15 protein-coding genes are annotated in these 17,197 nt (G+C 74.5%); 8 read left to right on the top strand and 7 right to left on the bottom strand.

The window, feature by feature from the left end:
• Positions 1 to 190: 190 nt before the first annotated feature.
• The 3 genes from ACQ614_RS27575 to ACQ614_RS27565 all read left to right on the top strand — a co-directional run bounded on the left by ACQ614_RS27575 (position 191) and on the right by ACQ614_RS27565 (position 4,024).
• Complete coding sequence (locus ACQ614_RS27575) at positions 191 to 952, top strand: DeoR/GlpR family DNA-binding transcription regulator (RefSeq protein ID WP_363488208.1); 762 nt, start codon at positions 191 to 193, stop codon at positions 950 to 952.
• Positions 949 to 1,893 carry a 1-phosphofructokinase gene (gene pfkB / locus ACQ614_RS27570; RefSeq protein WP_431681441.1) on the top strand — a complete coding sequence of 315 codons (945 nt, stop codon included), beginning with the start codon at positions 949 to 951 and terminating at the stop codon, positions 1,891 to 1,893. The genes ACQ614_RS27575 and pfkB overlap by 4 nt, the downstream gene beginning before the upstream one ends.
• 121 nt (positions 1,894 to 2,014) lie before the next feature.
• The gene (locus ACQ614_RS27565; protein ID WP_431681439.1) at positions 2,015 to 4,024 is read left to right on the top strand and encodes a PTS fructose transporter subunit IIABC; all 2,010 of its coding nucleotides are present in this window, start codon (positions 2,015 to 2,017) and stop codon (positions 4,022 to 4,024) included.
• A 145-nt stretch (positions 4,025 to 4,169) separates the two neighbouring features.
• Here ACQ614_RS27565 and ACQ614_RS27560 read toward each other — a convergent pair whose 3' ends face one another.
• Positions 4,170 to 4,877: a pyridoxine/pyridoxamine 5'-phosphate oxidase gene (locus tag ACQ614_RS27560; RefSeq protein WP_431681437.1), complete on the bottom strand. Its 708-nt coding sequence runs from the start codon at positions 4,875 to 4,877 to the stop codon at positions 4,170 to 4,172.
• 37 nt (positions 4,878 to 4,914) lie between these two features.
• Positions 4,915 to 6,300: a glutamate decarboxylase gene (locus ACQ614_RS27555; RefSeq protein ID WP_431681436.1), complete on the bottom strand. Its 1,386-nt coding sequence runs from the start codon at positions 6,298 to 6,300 to the stop codon at positions 4,915 to 4,917.
• A 235-nt stretch (positions 6,301 to 6,535) separates the two neighbouring features.
• On the opposite strand from ACQ614_RS27555, the gene ACQ614_RS27550 reads away from it, so the two are divergent.
• Positions 6,536 to 6,964 carry a DUF7144 family membrane protein gene (locus ACQ614_RS27550; RefSeq protein ID WP_431681434.1) on the top strand — a complete coding sequence of 143 codons (429 nt, stop codon included), beginning with the start codon at positions 6,536 to 6,538 and terminating at the stop codon, positions 6,962 to 6,964.
• Between the two features lie 77 nt (positions 6,965 to 7,041).
• The gene (locus ACQ614_RS27545) at positions 7,042 to 7,965 is read left to right on the top strand and encodes a LysR family transcriptional regulator (protein WP_431681432.1); all 924 of its coding nucleotides are present in this window, start codon (positions 7,042 to 7,044) and stop codon (positions 7,963 to 7,965) included.
• A 4-nt stretch (positions 7,966 to 7,969) separates the two neighbouring features.
• Here ACQ614_RS27545 and ACQ614_RS27540 read toward each other — a convergent pair whose 3' ends face one another.
• The 4 genes from ACQ614_RS27540 to ACQ614_RS27525 all read right to left on the bottom strand — a co-directional run bounded on the left by ACQ614_RS27540 (position 7,970) and on the right by ACQ614_RS27525 (position 12,550).
• The gene (locus tag ACQ614_RS27540; RefSeq protein WP_431681431.1) at positions 7,970 to 8,389 is read right to left on the bottom strand and encodes an acyl-CoA thioesterase; all 420 of its coding nucleotides are present in this window, start codon (positions 8,387 to 8,389) and stop codon (positions 7,970 to 7,972) included.
• 69 nt (positions 8,390 to 8,458) lie between these two features.
• Positions 8,459 to 10,087, bottom strand: coding sequence for a thiamine pyrophosphate-binding protein (locus ACQ614_RS27535; protein ID WP_431681430.1), 1,629 nt, complete (start codon positions 10,085 to 10,087; stop codon positions 8,459 to 8,461).
• The gene (speB, locus tag ACQ614_RS27530) at positions 10,084 to 11,046 is read right to left on the bottom strand and encodes an agmatinase (protein ID WP_431681428.1); all 963 of its coding nucleotides are present in this window, start codon (positions 11,044 to 11,046) and stop codon (positions 10,084 to 10,086) included. Before speB ends, ACQ614_RS27535 begins: the two co-directional genes overlap by 4 nt.
• A 43-nt stretch (positions 11,047 to 11,089) precedes the next feature.
• Positions 11,090 to 12,550, bottom strand: coding sequence for a sodium:solute symporter (locus ACQ614_RS27525; protein WP_431681427.1), 1,461 nt, complete (start codon positions 12,548 to 12,550; stop codon positions 11,090 to 11,092).
• Positions 12,551 to 12,800: 250 nt separating this feature from the next.
• Between ACQ614_RS27525 and ACQ614_RS27520 the strand changes: the two genes are divergently transcribed.
• Entirely contained in the window at positions 12,801 to 14,354 is a 1,554-nt protein-coding gene (locus tag ACQ614_RS27520; RefSeq protein WP_431681426.1) for a PucR family transcriptional regulator ligand-binding domain-containing protein, read from the top strand.
• A gap of 73 nt (positions 14,355 to 14,427) precedes the next feature.
• On the opposite strand, the gene ACQ614_RS27515 is transcribed toward ACQ614_RS27520, so the two are convergent.
• Entirely contained in the window at positions 14,428 to 15,195 is a 768-nt protein-coding gene (locus ACQ614_RS27515) for a crotonase/enoyl-CoA hydratase family protein (protein ID WP_363499095.1), read from the bottom strand.
• A gap of 216 nt (positions 15,196 to 15,411) precedes the next feature.
• Between ACQ614_RS27515 and ACQ614_RS27510 the strand changes: the two genes are divergently transcribed.
• Together ACQ614_RS27510 and ACQ614_RS27505 are read left to right on the top strand one after the other, a co-directional pair.
• Positions 15,412 to 16,347, top strand: a complete 936-nt coding sequence (locus ACQ614_RS27510) for a hypothetical protein (RefSeq protein ID WP_431681424.1) — start codon at positions 15,412 to 15,414, stop codon at positions 16,345 to 16,347.
• A 56-nt stretch (positions 16,348 to 16,403) separates the two neighbouring features.
• Positions 16,404 to 17,183: a hypothetical protein gene (locus ACQ614_RS27505; protein WP_431681423.1), complete on the top strand. Its 780-nt coding sequence runs from the start codon at positions 16,404 to 16,406 to the stop codon at positions 17,181 to 17,183.
• Positions 17,184 to 17,197 lie beyond the last annotated feature (14 nt).

Genomic DNA, 17,197 nt, shown 5'->3' with positions numbered 1-17,197 from the left:
CGGGTACCGGGTGATCGGGGGTGACGCACCCGTTGCCGGGTGGGTTGCATTTGGTTTTACGCCCGGTTCATGTCCAGTGTCAACGCAATCGGGCAGAAATCCCACATGTTCGGACTCTTGATTTTAGGCACCGCGGGCGTATCGTCGGAGTCAACCAGGCGTAAACAGACATGAACGGACCCGATCCCACATGTACGCTCCAGAGCGTCAGCAGCAGATCCTGCAGCTCGCCCAAGCCCGGGGCCGAGTCGACGTCCCCTCGCTGGCGGAGGAGTTCAACGTCACGCAGGAGACCATCCGGCGCGACCTCAGTGCGCTCGACCGGGCCGGGCTGCTGCGCCGCGTGCACGGCGGTGCGCTGCCCGCCGGAGCGCTGCACCTGGAGCCCGGGCTCGCCGAGCGGGACTCCACCGCCGCGGACGAGAAGGAGCGGATCGCCCGCGCCGCGCTCGCCCTGCTGCCCGCCGAGGGCAGCCTGCTGCTGGACGCCGGCACCACCGTCTCCCGGCTGGCGGCGCTGCTGCCGATCGAGAGCACGCTGACCGTGGTCACCAACGCGCTGCCGGTCGCGGCACGGCTGGCCGACCACCCCTCGCTCGCGCTCCACCTGATCGGCGGCCGGCTGCGGCACCGCACCCACGCCGCCGTGGACGACTGGGCGCTGCGGGCTCTCGCCGACATCCACGCCGACGTGGCGGTGGTCGCCACCAACGGCTTCTCGCCGGAGGGCGGGCTCTCCACGCCCGACCTCGCCGAGGCGGCCGTCAAGCGGGCGATGGTCACCGGGGCGCGCCGGATCGTGCTGGTGGCCGACTCCTCCAAGTACGGCGCCCGGCACTTCGCCCGGTTCGGCTCGCTGGAGCAGGTCGACGTCCTGGTCACCGACACCGGGCTGACCGCCAAGCAGGCCGCAGAGATCGAAAAACTCGGACCGGAAGTGATCCGCGCATGATCGTCACCATCACCCCCAACCCCAGCCTCGACCGCACCTACGAGCTGCCCGAGCTGGCCCGCGGCGAGGTCAACCGGGCGACCGGGGACCGGCTCGACCCGGGCGGCAAGGGCGTCAACGTGGCCCGTGCGCTCACCGCGGCCGGCCACCGCACCGCCGCCGTGCTGCCGCTGGGCGGCGCCCCCGGCCGGCTGCTCGCCGAGCTGCTGCACCGGCAGGACATCGACGTGGCGGCCGTCCCGGTCTCCGGCGACACCCGGATCAACGTCTCGATCGTCGAGCGCGGCGGCCCGCTCACCAAGGTCAACGCACCGGGCCCGCGGCTGACGCCCGAGGAGTCGGCCGCGCTGCTCGCCGCGGTGCGGCGGCAGGCCGCCGGTGCGGACGTGGACTGGCTGGCCTGCTGCGGCAGCCTCCCCCGCGGCCTGGCGCCCGAGTGGTACGCCGACCTGGTCGCCGAGGCCCACCTGGGCGGCGCCCGGATCGCCGTGGACGCTTCCGGACCGGCCCTGCTGGCCGCGCTGGCGGCCGGCCCGGACGTGGTCAAGCCCAACCGGGAGGAGCTCTCCGAGGCCGTCGGGCGGCCGATCGCCACCCTCGGCGCGGCCCTCGACGCGGCCCACCGGCTGCGCGAGCTCGGCGCCCAGCAGGTGCTGGCCAGCCTGGGCGGGGACGGCATGCTGCTGGTCGCCGAGGAGGGCGCCTGGTACGGCACCGCCCCGGTGGACGAGGTGCGCAGCGACGTCGGTGCCGGCGACGCCTCGCTGGCGGGGTTCCTGAGCGCCGGCGGCATCGGCCCGAAGGCACTGGCCTCCGCGCTGGCGCACGGCGCGGCCGCCGTCCGGCTGCCGGGCAGTGTGATGCCGATCCCGGCCGACCTGGAACCGGACACCGTCGTGGTGACCGCCGACGTGCCGAGGGAGCTGCCACTGGGCCGCTGAACCGCGCGCGGCCGCGAGGGCCGCAGATGCGCACCGGCCGTCCCGGACGGCCGACCGGAAGGACCTGGGGGCAACAGGAACCGACCACGCACCTGTGCACGACTGGTGAAGGACCGACACGATGAGCGACAACGGCAGACTGATCACACCTGCGCTCGTGGATCTCTACCTCGCCCCCGACGACAAGGCGGAGGCCCTCCGCGCCCTGGCCCAGCGGCTCGCCGCCGAGGGCCGGGTCACCGACCTCGACGGCTTCCTCGCCGACGTGGCCGCCCGCGAGGCGCAGGCGCCGACCGGCCTGGGCGACGGGATCGGCATCCCGCACTGCCGCTCGGCCCACGTCACCCGGCCGAGTCTGGCCTTCGGGCGCAGCTCCCGCGGCCTGGACTTCGACGCCCCGGACGGCCGCCCGGCCGACCTGGTGTTCATGATCGCCGCCCCGGACGGCGCGGACGACGCCCACCTGCAGATCCTGGCCTCGCTGGCCCGCCGGCTGATGGACCCGGACTTCACCGGTGCGCTGCGCTCGGCGACCGACCCGAGCGCGGTCGCCGCCCTGGTCAACGACGAGGAACCGGCCCCCTCGCCGGAGCCCGCGGCGACCGCCGCACCGGCGCCCGCACCGGCCCCCGTGTCCTCGGCGGGCGGCCCGGTGCTGGTCGCGGTGACCTCCTGCCCGACCGGCATCGCGCACACCTACATGGCGGCCCAGGCGCTGGAGCAGGCCGCGGCCCGGGCCGGTGCCACCATCCACGTGGAGACGCAGGGCTCGGCGGGCTCGACCCCGCTGGACCCGGCGGTGATCGCCGCCGCGGACGCGGTGATCCTGGCGCACGACGTGGAGGTCCGCGACCGCGCCCGGTTCGCCGGCCTGCCGACGGTGGACGTCGGGGTGAAGGCGGGTGTGAACCGCGCGGACGAGCTGGTCGCCGAGGCGGTGGCGCTGGCCGCCGCGGGCCCGGCACGTGCGGAGCGGCCGGCGGCCGCCCCGGCACCGGTGCAGCGGCAGGAGCACTGGGCGAAGCGGCTGCGCGGCTACCTGATGACCGGCGTCAGCTACATGATCCCGTTCGTCGCGGCGGGCGGTCTGCTGATCGCGCTGGGCTTCGCGCTCGGCGGGTACAAGATCTCCTCGGCGCCGTCGGTGGTCGGCCACTTCGACTGGGCGTCCCAGCAGAGCTGGGCGGCGCTGCTCTTCCAGACCGGCGCGGCGGCCTTCGCCTTCCTGGTGCCGATCCTGTCCGGGTACATCGCGTACGCGATCGCGGACCGGGCGGCGCTGGCGGCCGGCATCGTGGGCGGCGCGGTCTCGGTGACGGTCGGGGCGGGCTTCCTCGGCGGCATCGTCACCGGTCTGATCGCCGGTCTGCTGGTCCGCTGGATGACCGGCTGGAAGGTGCCGCGGGCGATCGCCGGGATCATGCCGGTGGTGGTGATACCCCTGCTGTCGGTGGCCGCGGTGGGCTTCCTGATGTTCGTGGTGCTGGGTTCGCCGATCGCCACCGCGATGAAGGGGCTGACGGACTGGCTGAACGGCCTGTCGGGCACCAATGCGATCCTGCTCGGCCTGCTGCTGGGCGCGATGATGGCCTTCGACATGGGCGGCCCGCTGAACAAGGTGGCGTACACCTTCGCGGCCGGTGCGCTCACCACCGCGGGCTCGGTGCCGGACGCGGGCAGCCTCAAGGTGATGGCCGCGGTGATGGCGGCCGGCATGACCCCGCCGCTGGGCCTGGCGCTGGCGACGACCGTGCGGCGGCGGCTGTTCACCCGCGAGGAGCGGGAGAACGGCAAGGCGGCCTGGGTGCTCGGGGCCTCGTTCATCACCGAGGGCGCGATCCCGTTCGCGGCGGCCGATCCGCTGCGGGTCATCCCCTCGGCGATGGCGGGCAGCATGGTCGCGGGCGGCCTGACCATGGCCTTCGGCTCGACGCTGCGGGCCCCGCACGGCGGCATCTGGGTGCTGCCGCTGATCGGCAGCCCGGTGCTGTACCTGATCGCGATCGGGGCCGGCACGGTGGTCACGGCGGGCCTGGTGATCCTGCTGAAGGGCCTGCGGCGGCCCGTCCCGGCGGCTGCGGAGCCGGAGCCCGACCCGGCGGGCAAGGTACTGGCCGGCACGGCCGCCTGACGGTCGGCCGCAGCGGCGAAGGGGTGCGGCGCGCGGAGAGTGCACCGCACCCCTTCGGCATCCGGCCCGCGCAGTTCTCCCCCGGCCTCCGGCCGGGAGGTGCCCCCACGCGCCCCTGATCCGGCGCCCCGAGTGCCTACCGGCGCTACGGCCAGAGGAGGGTGCTGGTCCAGGCCGTGCGGCCGATGCCTTCGCCGGTGCGGGTGTAGCGGAGGCGGATGTGACGGCGGACCGGGTCGCCCTGCCAGAACTCGACCTCCTGGGCCCGCAGGGTGTACACGGTGTGACCGGCCGCGACAAGCTCCGGGTCGGCCTCCAGCAGCAGCTGGGCCTCGTCGGCCGCCTGGTCGTACGCGGCGAGCGAGCCGAGCGGCTCGCTCTGCCGCCCGACCAGGGCGGCCACCCGGGCACCGGGCGAGCGCCCGCGGAACTCGTCCGCGGAGACCGCCGGCGAAGCCGCTTCGACGGAGCCGCGGATGCGAATCTGCCGGCCCTGCGGCGGCCAGTACACGCTCAGTGCGGCCATCGGGCTGAGCGCCAGCTGGCGGCCCTTGGGGCTGTCGGCCTCCGCCGCGAACACCCAGCCGCCATCGGCCGCGTCGACGTCCCGCAGCACCAGCGCCCGGGCGTCGGGCACCCCGTCCGCGTCGACCGTGGAGAGCGTCATGACGTGCGGGTCGAGCACGCCCGCCTCGATCGCCTCGACCAGCCAGTCCACGAACAGCGGGCCCGGCTCGGCGGGTGCCAGGTCGGGGTCGAACTCCGGCAGCCCGCGTGCCATCGGCGGCCGCTCGCGCAGCAGCTCGCCGACCGGGCTGGGCCGGTACCTGTCGGTCCCGTGATCGGCCGCCAATTCCGCCTCCTGTTCGCTCTCCCCGTCCCCACCGTACTCAGTGGTGGAAGCCGACGCGGGCCGAGTCGTGCGGGTGGCCCTCGTCGAGGTGCTTGATGGCCCGCCGCATGTCCTCGGCGAGGAGTTCGATCTCGTCCCGGTCGACGCCGTGCCGGACCAGGACGCGCTGGATGACGGTCTCCTGGCGGTCCGGCGGCAGCGGGTAGGAGGGCACCTGCCAGCCTCGCATGCGCAGCTGGTCGGAGAGGTCGTACAGGCTCCAGCCGACCGAGGACGGGTCGGTGAGGGTGTAGGAGACGGCGGGCAGCGCGCCGGCGCCGTCGTACAGCAGGGTGAAGGGTCCCATCTCGGCGACCTGCCGGGCGAGGTACTGGGCGGTGTCGGCGCAGGCCTGGTAGACGCGGCGGTACCCCTCGCGGCCGAGGCGCAGGAACATGAAGTACTGGGTGATGACCTGGCCGCCGGGGCGGGAGAAGTTCAGGGCGAGGGTGGGCATGTCGCCGCCGAGGTAGTCGACGTGGAAGACCAGGCCGTCCGGCAGGGCGTCCTGGTCGCGCCAGAGCGCCCAGCCGACGCCGAGCGGGGCCATCCCGTACTTGTGGCCCGAGGCGTTGATGGAGGCGACCCGCGGCAGCCGGAAGTCCCACTCCAGGTCGGGGTGGAGGAACGGCGCGATGAACCCGCCGGAGGCGGCGTCGATGTGCAGCGGGACGTCGAGGCCGCTCTCGGCCTGCATCCGGTCGAGTTCGGCGGCGATCTCGGCGACGGGCTCGTAGGTGCAGGTGTAGGTGACGCCGAGGATCGCGACGACGCCGATGGTGTTCTCGTCGACGTACTCGCGCAGCTGGTGGGCCTGCAGGCCGGTCGCGCCGGGCTCGACCGGGACCTGGCGCAGCTCGACGTCGAAGTAGCGGGCGAACTTCTCCCAGCAGACCTGCACCGGCCCGCAGACCAGGTTCGGCCGGTCGGTCGACAGGCCCGCGGCCTGTCGGCGGTCGCGCCAGCGCCATTTCAGGGCGAGGCCGCAGAGCATGGCGGCCTCGCTGGAGCCGGTGGTGGAACAGCCGACCGCGTTGCCGTCGCCCTCGGAGGGCGCGTGCCAGAGGTCGGCGAGGATGTTCACGCAGCGCGACTCGATCTCCGCGGTCTGCGGGTACTCGTCCTTGTCGACGATGTTCTTGTCCAGGCACAGGTCCATCAGGCGGCGGACCTCGTCGTCCGCCCAGGTGGTGCAGAACGTGGCGAGGTTCTGCGCGGCGTTGCCGTCCAGCAGCAGCTCGTTGCGCAGCAGCTGGAAGACCACCGGCGGCGGCGACGGGAAGTCCGGCATGGACCGTTTGGGAAGGGGCCGCTCGCTCAGCGGCGAGGCGAAGATGTCGACGGCCGGGTCGGCCGCCGGTTCCTGAGCTTTGTGCAGAGCCACCGCGGCACCTCTCGCGTCGTCAACAGCTTCCCTGTTCGGACCCTACGGGCGTGCACCCGAGCCCGACAGCGGGCGTACTCCGACCCGGGCGGGGCGGTACGGCACGTCCGTCCACCACCGTCGCACCGCTCGGCGGAACCCGCATCCGGCACCCGGACGGCCCACCCCGGTTGGCGGGCCGCCGCGACCGGACGGACGGTCGGGACATCCGCACGTCTCCGAAAGGGAGATCGCCATGGCCTCCGCCTCCGTCCCTCCGAGTCCCGCCACGGGGGGCCCGCCCCCTCGTCAGAACAGCGGCTGGGTCACCGGCCTGGTGCTGTTCGCCGGTGTGGTCATGCTGGTCACCGGCCTCCTCGACCTGTTCCAGGGGATCGTCGCCGTCGCGCGGGACGACCTGATCGTCAAGACTCCGAACTACGTGTTCAGGTTCGACGTGACGGCCTGGGGCTGGATCCACATCGTGCTCGGGGCGGTGGTCGCCCTGGTCGGCCTCTGCGTGCTGCGCGGCATGGCATGGGCCCGCTACACGGGCATGGCGGTCGCCTCGCTGAGCGCCATCGCGGGCTTCCTGTGGCTGCCCTACTACCCCCTGTGGGCCATCGTGATCATCGCCTTGGACATGTGGGTGATCTGGGCGCTGGCGCTCTACCAGGAGGACTGACCGGCACCGGCGGGCAACACGGCCGCGGCACCCCGGCGGGTGCCGTGGCCCTCGCACGCACGCCCTAGGCTGCGGGCATGCCCAGTGGTGACGTCCCCGGACCGCTCGACCTCGGCCTGCTGCGGACCTTCCTGGCCGTGCACCGCGCCGGGTCGTTCACCGCCGCGGCCCGGATGCTGAGGCTCTCCCAGCCGACGGTGACCGCACAGATCCGCGTCCTGGAGGAGCAGCTCGGCCGGCCGCTGTTCGAACGGCTGCCGCGCGGGGTCGCGCCGACCGCCGTCGCCGACGCCCTGGCCGCCGAGGTCGCCGGGCCGCTGGACGCCCTCGCCGCGGTCGCCGAGCGGGGCACCGCCGACGAAGGTGCCAGCGCCGAGCCGGTGCACCTCGCCGGGCCCGCCGAGTTCCTCAGTGTCTGCGCACTGCCCGCCCTCGCCCCGCTGGTCGGCGGCGGGCTGCGGCTGCGGATCACCGCCGGGCTCACCGACGACCTGCTGGCCGGGCTGCGGGCCGGCCGGTACGACCTGGTGGTGGCCACCTCCCGGCCGCGCGGCCGGGCGCTGAGCGCCGTCCCGCTGGCGGACGAGGAGTTCGTGCTGGTGGCGGGGGCCGCCTGGGCCGCCCGGATCGGTCCCGGACGGGTGGCGGCCGAAGGACCGGCCGCGCTGCGGGGCGTCCCGCTGGTGACGTACGCCGAGGACCTGCCGATCGCCCGCCGGTACTGGCGGCACGTGTTCGGCACCCGGCTGACCGGGCCGGCCGCGGCCGTGGTGCCGGACCTGCGCGGGGTGGTCGCCGCGGTCGCCGCAGGGGCCGGGATCAGCGTCCTCCCCCGCTACCTCTGCGCCGCCGACCTCGCCTCCGGGGCGCTGGTGGCACTGCTGGAACCGGAGGACCCGCCGATCAACACGGCGTGGCTGGTACGTCGGGCGGGGGCCGCGGAGCCGCGGGCCGTCGTACAGGTGCGCGAACGGCTGCTGGCCGCGGCCCCCGGCTGGTGAACCGTCAGAGGCCGAGGGCCGCCGGGTCGGAGGCCAGCGCCCGCATCGGCTCGCGCGGGTCGGCGACCAGGCGGCGGGCCGACAGGTCGAGGAAGCCGCCGACCGCGGTGACCTCCGCCGCCAGGGTGCCGTCCGCCTTCACGATCGACTGCTCGACGCCGAACGTCCGGCCCTCGCCCCACACGAAGCGGCAGCTGACCGCCACGTCCTCACCGGCCCGCAGCTCCCGCTTGTAGCGCACCGTCGTCTCCAGCACCACCGGGCCGACGCCCTTCGCCAGCAGATCGGCCTGGCGGACGCCGGCGTTCTCCAGGTACGCCCAGCGGGCGTGCTCCGCGTACTGCAGGTAGACGGACTGGTTGAGGTGGCCCTGCGAATCGGTCTCGTAGCCCCGGACGGTGATCGGCACGGTGAATTCGGTCATGACCCGAACAGTACGGGGCTCGCCCCCGGGGTGCCGGGGGAATTGCGGGGTGGCCCGCAGGGGCGCCCCTCACGTGTCCAGGTGGGTGGGGGCGAACATGCGGAGGAGGGCGGGGAGGACGACGACGCTGGGGCCGGGGGTGGCCAGGGCGGCGGCGAGGTCGGCCCGGAGGGTGTCGGGGGTGGTGGCGGTGGCGGGGACGCCGAAGGACTCGGCGAGGCGGAGGAAGTCGGGGCGGGCGAGTTCGGTGGCGGTGGCCTCGCCGAAGGTGTCGGTCATGTACTCGCGGAGGATGCCGTACCCGCCGTCGTCCACGATCAGCCAGGTGACGTCCAGGCCGTGCTGGCGGGCGGTGGCGAGTTCGGCGACCGAGTACATGGCGCCGCCGTCGCCGGAGACGGCGAGGACGGGGCGGCCGGGCAGGGCGGCGGCCGCGCCGAGTGCGGCGGGGAAGCCGTAGCCGAGGCCGCCGGCGCCCTGGGCGGAGTGCATGGCGCCGGGGCGGCGGGCGTCCCACGCGGACCAGGCCCAGTAGCCGAGGATCGTCATGTCGAAGAAGGCCGGGGAGTCGTCCGGCAGGGCGGCCCGCACGGCGGCCAGCACCTGCTGCTCCAGCTCCAGCCCCTGGCCGTCGATCCGGGCGCGGACCTGCTTGAGGAGGTCGGCGGCGACGGCCTCGCCGCGGCCGTCGGCCTCCCGGGCGGGGACGGAGTCGGCGAGGGCGGCGAGGGCGAGCCGGGCGTCGGCGTGGATGCCGAAGGCGGGGTGGTTGGACTCCAGCTTGCCGAGGTCGGCCTCGACCTGGATCAGCTGCCCGCGCGGCGCGAACGTGTGGTAGTTGCTGGAGAGTTCACCGAGGCCGGAGCCGACGACCAGCAGCACGTCGGCGTTCTCCAGCAGGTCGGTGGTGTGCCGGTCCTCCAGCCAGGACTGCAGGGACAGCGGGTGCTCCCAGGGGAAGGCGCCCTTGGCGCCGAAGGTGCAGGCCACCGGGGCGCGCAACAGCTCGACGAGGCGCAGCAGTTCGTCGGTCGCACCGGCCCGGACGACTCCACCGCCGGCCAGGATCACCGGGTTCTCGGCCTCGGCGAGCAGCACGGCCGCCTCCGCGATCAGTTCGGCGCGTGGGACGAGCGGGCGGGGTTCGGCGCGCAGCCCGGTGACCCGGGGCACGGTGGTCGGGGCGAGCAGGACGTCCTGCGGGATCTCCACCCAGACCGGCCCGTACGGGGCGGTGAGTGCGGACTCCCAGGCGGCGGCGAGTGCGGAGGGGATCTGCGAGGCGGTGCGCGCGGTGTGCACGGACTTCACCACGTCGCGGAAGCTGGCCTGCTGGTCGACGAGTTCGTGCAGGTAGCCGCGGCGGCGGCCGCCGAGCCCGGCGGAGGGGATCTGCGAGGAGACGGCGAGCACGGGGGCGGAGGCGGCGGCGGCCTCCTGGAGGGCGGCGAGCGAGGTGAGGGCGCCCGGGCCGGTGGAGAGGAAGAGCGGGGCGACGGTGCCGGCGGTGCGGGCGTAGCCGTCGGCGGCGAAGCCGGCGTTGTTCTCCACCCGCAGGCCGACGTAGCGCAGCCGGGAGCGGCGCAGCGCGTCGAACAGTCCGAGGGCGTGCTGGCCGGGGAGGCCGAAGACGGTCTCGGCGCCGAGGTTGGCGAGGGACTCGACGACCAGGTCGCCGCCGTTGCGGACGTGGGTCATGCGCGCTCCTCGGCGATCCGGCGGGCCATCAGGGTGGTCAGCTCGTAGGCGGTGTGCGAGGCGGCCACGGAGGTGATCTCGGCGTGGTCGTAGGCGGGGGCGACCTCGACGAGGTCGGCGGAGACGATGTTGCAGCCGGCCAGTCCGCGGAGGATCTCCAGGAGCTCGCGGGAGGTGAGGCCGCCGGCCTCGGGGGTGCCGGTGCCGGGGGCGTGCGCCGGGTCGAGGACGTCGATGTCGATGGAGACGTACAGCGGCCGGTCGCCGATCCGCTCGCGGAGCTGCTGGGCGACCTCGTCGACGCCGCGGCGCATCACGTCGGCGGAGGTGACGATGCCGAAGCCGAGCTTCTCGTCGTCGGTGAGGTCCTGGCGGCCGTAGAGCGGGCCGCGGGTGCCGACGTGGCTGAGCGCGGAGGTGTCGAGGATGCCCTCCTCGACGGCGCGGCGGAACGGGGTGCCGTGGGTGTACTCGGCACCGAAGTAGGTGTCCCAGGTGTCGAGGTGGGCGTCGAAGTGGAGCAGGGCGACCGGGCCGTGCTCGGCGGCGACGGCGCGCAGCAGCGGCAGGGCGATGGTGTGGTCGCCGCCGAGGGTCATCAGCCGGGCGCCGGTGGCGAGCAGGTCGCGGGCGGCGGCCTCGACGGTGTCGACGGCCTCGTGGATGTCGAACGGGTTGGCCGCGATGTCGCCGGCGTCGGCGACCTGGGCGAGTGCGAACGGCGAGGCGTCCTGCGCCGGGTTGTAGGGCCGCAGCAGGCGGCTGGCCTCGCGGATCGCGTTGCCGCCGAACCGCGCGCCCGGCCGGTACGAGACGCCGGTGTCGAACGGGACGCCGACCACGGCGATGTCGGTGCGCCCGACCTCGTCCAGGCGGGGCAGCCGGGCGAAGGTGGCGGGGCCGGCGTAGCGCGGGACGCGGGACGAGTCGATCGGGCCGCGCGGTTCGGTGGTGCTCATCGTTTCCTCGGGTGGGTCGGTGGGTGCGGACGCGCCGGTTCGGTCAGGCGGCGGCGGTGACGGCCTCGACCGGGGCGCGGCCGTCCAGGCGCTCGCGCCACCGCTCCAGGATGCGGGCGTCGGTGGGCCTGGTGGCGAGGCTGACGGCCAGGTAGGCGATCAGGCTGGCGCCCAGGCCGTAGTAGATGGGCTCGTTGGCGAGGGTGCCCTTGAGCACCATGAAGGTCACCACGGTGACGCCGCCGGCGGTCATCGAGGCCAGCGCGCCCTGGACGTTGCCGCGGCGCCAGACCAGGCCGCCCAGGATCGGCACCAGCAGGCCGCCGACCAGCAGGTTGTAGGCGACGGTGAGGGCGGCGAGCACGTCGTCGAGCAGGCAGGCCAGGCCGATGGAGACGGCGCCGAGGATGATGATCGCCAGCCGGTTGGAGCCGACCTCGTCGTGGTCGTCGCCCAGCGGGCGGGCCTTGCCGCCGAGGGTGCGCAGCCGCTGCCAGATGTCGTTGTTGGCGACGGTGGCGGAGGCGATCAGGGCGCCGCTGGCGGTGGACATCATCGCGGAGAGCGCGGCGGCCAGCACCAGGCCCTTCACACCGGTCGGCAGGGTGGTCTTGACGATGGTGGCGAAGGCGCTGTCGGCGCCCTCCAGCTGCGGGTGCAGCGCCTTGGTGGCCATGCCGATCACGGCGCCGGCGAGGCCGTACACCAGGCAGTAGACGCCGGCCACGGTGCCGCCGTAGGAGGCGACCCTGTCGGTGCGGGCGGTGAACACGCGCTGCCAGATGTCCTGGCCGATCAGCATGCCGAAGGTGTAGATCAGCACGAAGGTGAGGATGGACTCGCCGCCGATGGAGCCGAAGGAGAGGTAGCCGTCGGGCAGCTTGTCCGCCATGGCGCTCCAGCCGCCGGCCCGGACCACGGCGATCGGCAGCAGCAGCACCAGCACGCCGATCGACTTCACCACGAACTGCACCATGTCGGTGAGGGTGATCGACCACATCCCGCCGAGCGCGGAGTAGCCGACCACGATGGTGCCGCCGATCACCACGGCCGCCCAGCGCGGCACGTCGAAGAGCACGTCGAAGACGGTGGCGTAGGCGATGGTGGAGGTGACCGCGAGCATCAGGGTGTAGATCCACATCACCACGCCGGAGATGACGCTGGCCGCGTCGCCGTAACGCAGCGAGAGCATCTCGGCGACGGTGTAGACCTTCAGCCGGGCGATCCGGGCGGAGAACAGGATGCTCAGGGCGAGCAGGCCGAGGCCGATCGCGAAGACCATCCAGGCGCCGGAGAGGCCGTAGGTGTAGCCGAGGCGGACGCCGCCGATGGTGGAGGCGCCGCCGAGGACGACGGCGGCCATGGTGCCGGTGTACATCAGCGGGCCGAGGCGGCGCCCGGCGACCAGGAAGTCGCTCTTGGAGCGGGCGCGTCTCCTGCCCCACCAGCCGACGGCGACGATGCCCAGCAGGTAGCAGCCCATCACGACGTAGTCGATGGCCATGTGGTCCTCCGATCCGGCCGGCCCGCGCTGCGGGTGCGGGCTGCCGGGGTGCTTGTGGGGGACGGCGGCCGCGGGCCGGAAGGGGCCGGCCGCGCTGCGCCAAAGGGGGACGGGTACGGGCCCGGCCGCCGGGGGGGGGCGGTGTCGGCCCGTGCTGAAACCGTAGAAGGCCCGCCCGGCCTGCTGAAGTGTCGGTTCCGTCCATTCTCTATGCTCTTGATGGAGGAAACATCCATCGAAGGGAGCCGATATGTCCGTTCCGCCCGCCCCGTACGCCGCGGACCCGGGCGCGCCCTCACTGCCGCTGAGCGTCCTGCTCGGCGCGCCGGGGCTCGGTCTGGAGCAGATCGCCGGGCCCCGCGAGGACCGGCTGATCGGCACCATCGGCACCACCGAGCTGCCCGACCCCGCGCCCTACCTGTCCGGCGGCGAACTGCTGCTGACCGCGGGCGTGCGCTTCCCGCCGACCACGGAGGCGGTGGACGCCTATGTGCGCAGCGTCGCCGCGGCCGGGATCGCCGCCCTCGGCTTCGGCATCGCGCCCGTCCACGACGAGGTGCCGCCCGTCCTGGTGGAGGCCTGTGAGCGGCATGCCCTGCCGCTCGTCCGGGTGCCGCCCGCGACGCCGTTCGTGGCGGTGAACCGGGCCGCGTACGCCTTCATGGCCGAGGCCCGCAACCGGGACCTGCGCCTGGTCTCGGAGGCGCAGGCCGCGCTCGCCTCCGCCGCCGCCCGGCCGGACGCCCTGCAGGCCGTCCTGCACCAGCTCGCCGTCCGCACCGCCTCCTGGACGGTCCTGCTGGACGCCTCCGGCCAGGAGCTCTTCGCCGCCGGCAGCCGCCCGGCCGCCCCCGCCCCGCGGCAGCTGCGCGACCTCGCCGCCCGCACGGCCGCCCGGCGCGCCGACCGGCCGGGACGGACGGCACCGCCCACCGCCGCCGCCGAACACCTCGCCGGGCGCCACCTCACCGTCCACACCCTGCCCGGCGGCCTCGCCCTCGGCATCGCCGCCGACGCCCCGCCCACCGGCGTCCACCGCTCGGTCACCGGCGTCGCCGCCGTCCTGCTCGCCCTGCTCACCGGCCCCCGGCACGCGCTCGGCGCCGACACCCGCAGCGCCGGCGCCCTCGTCCGGCTGCTGCTCGGTGCCGGGCCCGCCGCCGTCGCACCACTGCTGCAGCCGGACGGCGCCGCGGACGGCCGCTGGATCGTCGTCGCCGGGCGCCGCACCCGGCCCGGACGCGGCGAGGACCCCGTCCAGGTGGCGGCCCTCGGCACCGCTCTCGGCACCCCGTACCTCGACGTGGACGGCACCGCCCTGCGGGCCCTCGTCCCCGGCACGACACCACCGGACCCGGCCGCCGCAGTACGCCTCGGCTGGACCCTCGGCTTCAGCGCCCCCGCCGACACGGCCGGCCTCGGGCACGCCGCCGTCCACGCCGAACGGGCCCTGGAACGGGCACTCGCCGCCGGCCGGCCCGCCGCCCACCAGCGGAACGAGGCCCTCAGCCTGCACGCCCTGGTCCCCGACGACGAGGCCCGCGCCCACGCCGAGGCCCTGCTCGCCCCGCTCGCGGACGCCGGCGCCCCCGGGCCCGAGGTCCTGCTGGACACCCTGCGCAGCTGGCTCGCCCACCACGGCAGCTGGGACCGCACCGCTGCCGCCCTCTCCCTGCACCGCAACACCGTCCGCCAGCGGATCACCCGCATCGCCGACCTCCTGGGCGCCGACCTCCAGGACACCGACGTCCGCATGGAACTCTGGTTCGCCCTCCGCCGCATGACTCCGACGGAAAGCCCCTGAGGGGCGACCCGGACCTGTGGGCAAGCCACTGGGGGCGTTCGGATCCGGGAGCCGCTCAGTGGCCGAGGGCCCCTCAGTGCCGGTCGGTGAAGGAGCCGTGGCGGCCGGCGCCGGCGGCGAAGCGGGCTGCGCCCTCGCCGGCTTCGGGGAGGGAGCGGAGGCCGTGGCGGAGTTCGTTGTCCAGGGCGGCGGCCTCGGTGAGGCCCTCCTGTTCGAGCAGTGACAGCCGGTCCTCCCGCATGCAGGTCTGCGGGAACCGCGCGATCTCCGCCGCGAGCCGTTCGGCGGCGGCCCGCGAGGTGCCCCGCGGGACGACGCGGTCGGCCAGGCCGATGGCCTTCGCCTCGGCGGCGTCCACCGGCCGGCCGGTGAGGACGAGGTCCATGGCCCGGCCGGCGCCGATCAGGCGGGGCAGCCGGACGGTGCCGCCGTCGATCAGCGGGACACCCCAGCGGCGGCAGAAGACTCCGAAGACCGCGTCCTCCTCGACGACCCGTAGGTCGCACCAGAGGGCGAGTTCCAGTCCGCCGGCGACGGCGTGTCCGGCGACGGCGGCGATCACCGGCTTGCCGAGCCGCAGGCGGGTGGGCCCCATCGGGCCGTCGCCCTCGGGGGCGACCCGGTTGCCTTCGGCGGTGCCGAAGGCCTTGAGGTCGGCGCCGGCGGAGAAGGTGCCGCCCTCTCCCCAGAGCACGGCGACCGAGGCGTCCGGGTCGGCGTCGAAGGCACGGAAGGCCTCGGCGAGGGCCTCGGCGGTGGGCCCGTCGACGGCGTTGCGTGCTTCGGGGCGGGAGAGCACGACGGTCGTGACCGGTCCGCTGTGTTCGGTGCGTACGGGCATCTGCGCGGCTCCTCCTGGTTTCCGCGGCCGCCACCGGCCGGTGGATCGCCCCATCGAAGCAGAATGCGGCGGCCCCGGCGAGGGTGCCGCGCGGTGGGGACGGGTCGAAGCCCTGACAGGCGCTCATACTATGATCTGCCGCCGGGGATTGGGTGGCACACGATCCGGCGCTCCCGCCGCCGGAGGCCGTCCGACCCCGACGGGGGAAGGACCGCCATGGCAGGCAGCCACTACAAGGTGTCGCCCGAACAGCTCGACCGGCTCGCGAAGGAGTGGCAGGCCCAGGCCGAACGCCTGGAGCGCGTCGCCGCCAAGGTGGGGTCGCTCTCGGGCAAGTTCCGCACCGCCGAGATCGAGACGCTGATCACCCGGGGCCTGCTCGCCACCGGCATCGTCATCGCCGCCGAGGAGGCCGTGGAGGACGCCGGGGAGAGCGCCACCGGCACCGCGAAGGCACTGCACAAGGACGCCGCCGGCATCAGGCACTGCGCGGACAACTACCGCGAGGCCGAGGAGCACGCCGGCAAGCAGATGCCCGGCGGCGGGCACCACACACCGCCCAAGTCCCCGGGCAAGCACGGCGGCGGCAGCGGCGGACACCACGGGGGCGGGAGCGGGCACCACGGCGGTGGCGGCCACGAGGGCGGCAGCGGCGGGCACCACCCGATGCCCTCCTCGCCCAACCCGCACGGGAAGATCCCGATGTCCGACGTCGACTACGGCGGCGCCGGCTCCTGGAAGAGCGGCCGCGCCGCCTGCGAGGACTACGTCAACCAGGCGCTCGACGCCATGGGCATCAAGGACCCCGAGGCCCGGGCCAACTGGATGCGCGGCCTGCTCACCATGACCCAGCGCGAGTCCTCGTACAACGACTCGCACTGGCTGGTGAACAAGACCGACAGCAACGCCTGGGGCCCGACCCAAGCTGACGGGGCGCCGCTGCACTCCTCGCGCGGCCCCTGGCAGTGCATCCCGGACACCTTCGCCGCCTACCACCAGCCGGGCACCTCCACCAAGATCTACGACCCGGTGGCCAGCGCGTGCGCGTCCATGAACTACATGATGGCGCGCTACCACGTCTCCCCGGACGGCCACGACCTGGCCGCCAAGGTCGCCCAGGCCAACCCGAACCACGGCCCGCAGGGCTACTGACCGTCCGCGCCGGCCGCGCGGCCGGCCCCGCCGAACCCAGGAAGAGCCAACCGACCGTGTCCCGTCACACCCAGGCGCTGCGCGCCGCCACCGCCGTCCTGCTCGCCCTCGGCGCGCTGACCGCCTGCGACCCGGCCGAGCCGGAGCCCGCGAAGTCCGCCCAGGCACCCGCGGCGGCGCCGTCCTCCGAGGCTCCCGCGCAGGACGCGGCCTCCGCGCAGGCCTCCCCCACCGCCAAGGCCGGCGGCACCATCGGCGGCATCCCTGCCTCCGCCTGGATGGCGGGTGCCGACATCCCGCTCAACTCGGCCTACCACTGGCCCGCCCAGGCCGGAAAGGCGAAGCCGGTCAAGAACGGCGAGCCGTTCGCCTTCGAGGCGCTCTGCGACTCGGTGCGCTCCCAGGACCTCGCCGGCCTCGGCACCGGCGCCGACGGCGCGCAGACCCTGCTCAGCGGCGGCACCGACGAGTGGCAGGCGCAGCAGACGATCGTCCACTTCAAGGGCACCTCCAGCGGTGCCGTGCAGTCGGCCGGCGCCCTGCTGCGCGGCCTGACCGACGAGGTCAGGGCCTGCGCCCCGGACGGAGCCACCCCCTCGGTGAAGGTCACCGCCGAGGACCCGTCCTACCTGGCCGCCACCATCACCCTCAAGCAGGGCAGCGGCGGCATCACCGTCCACGAGTACCTGACCACCACCTCGACCACGGTGGCCGAGCTGACCGTCTACGGCCCGTACGGCACCAAGAAGCCCAAGGCCGCCTGGACGGTCAAGGACGACACCGCCGTCCTGCGCCTGCTGGGCGCCCCGCTCTGCGACGCCTTCAAGAACTGCTGACGCAGCTCTGACGT

Source organism: Kitasatospora dryopteridis, from assembly GCF_050749075.1.
Lineage (GTDB): Bacteria > Actinomycetota > Actinomycetes > Streptomycetales > Streptomycetaceae > Kitasatospora.
Note: the sequence above shows the minus strand (reverse complement) of the source record. Positions and strands in the feature narration are given on the sequence as shown.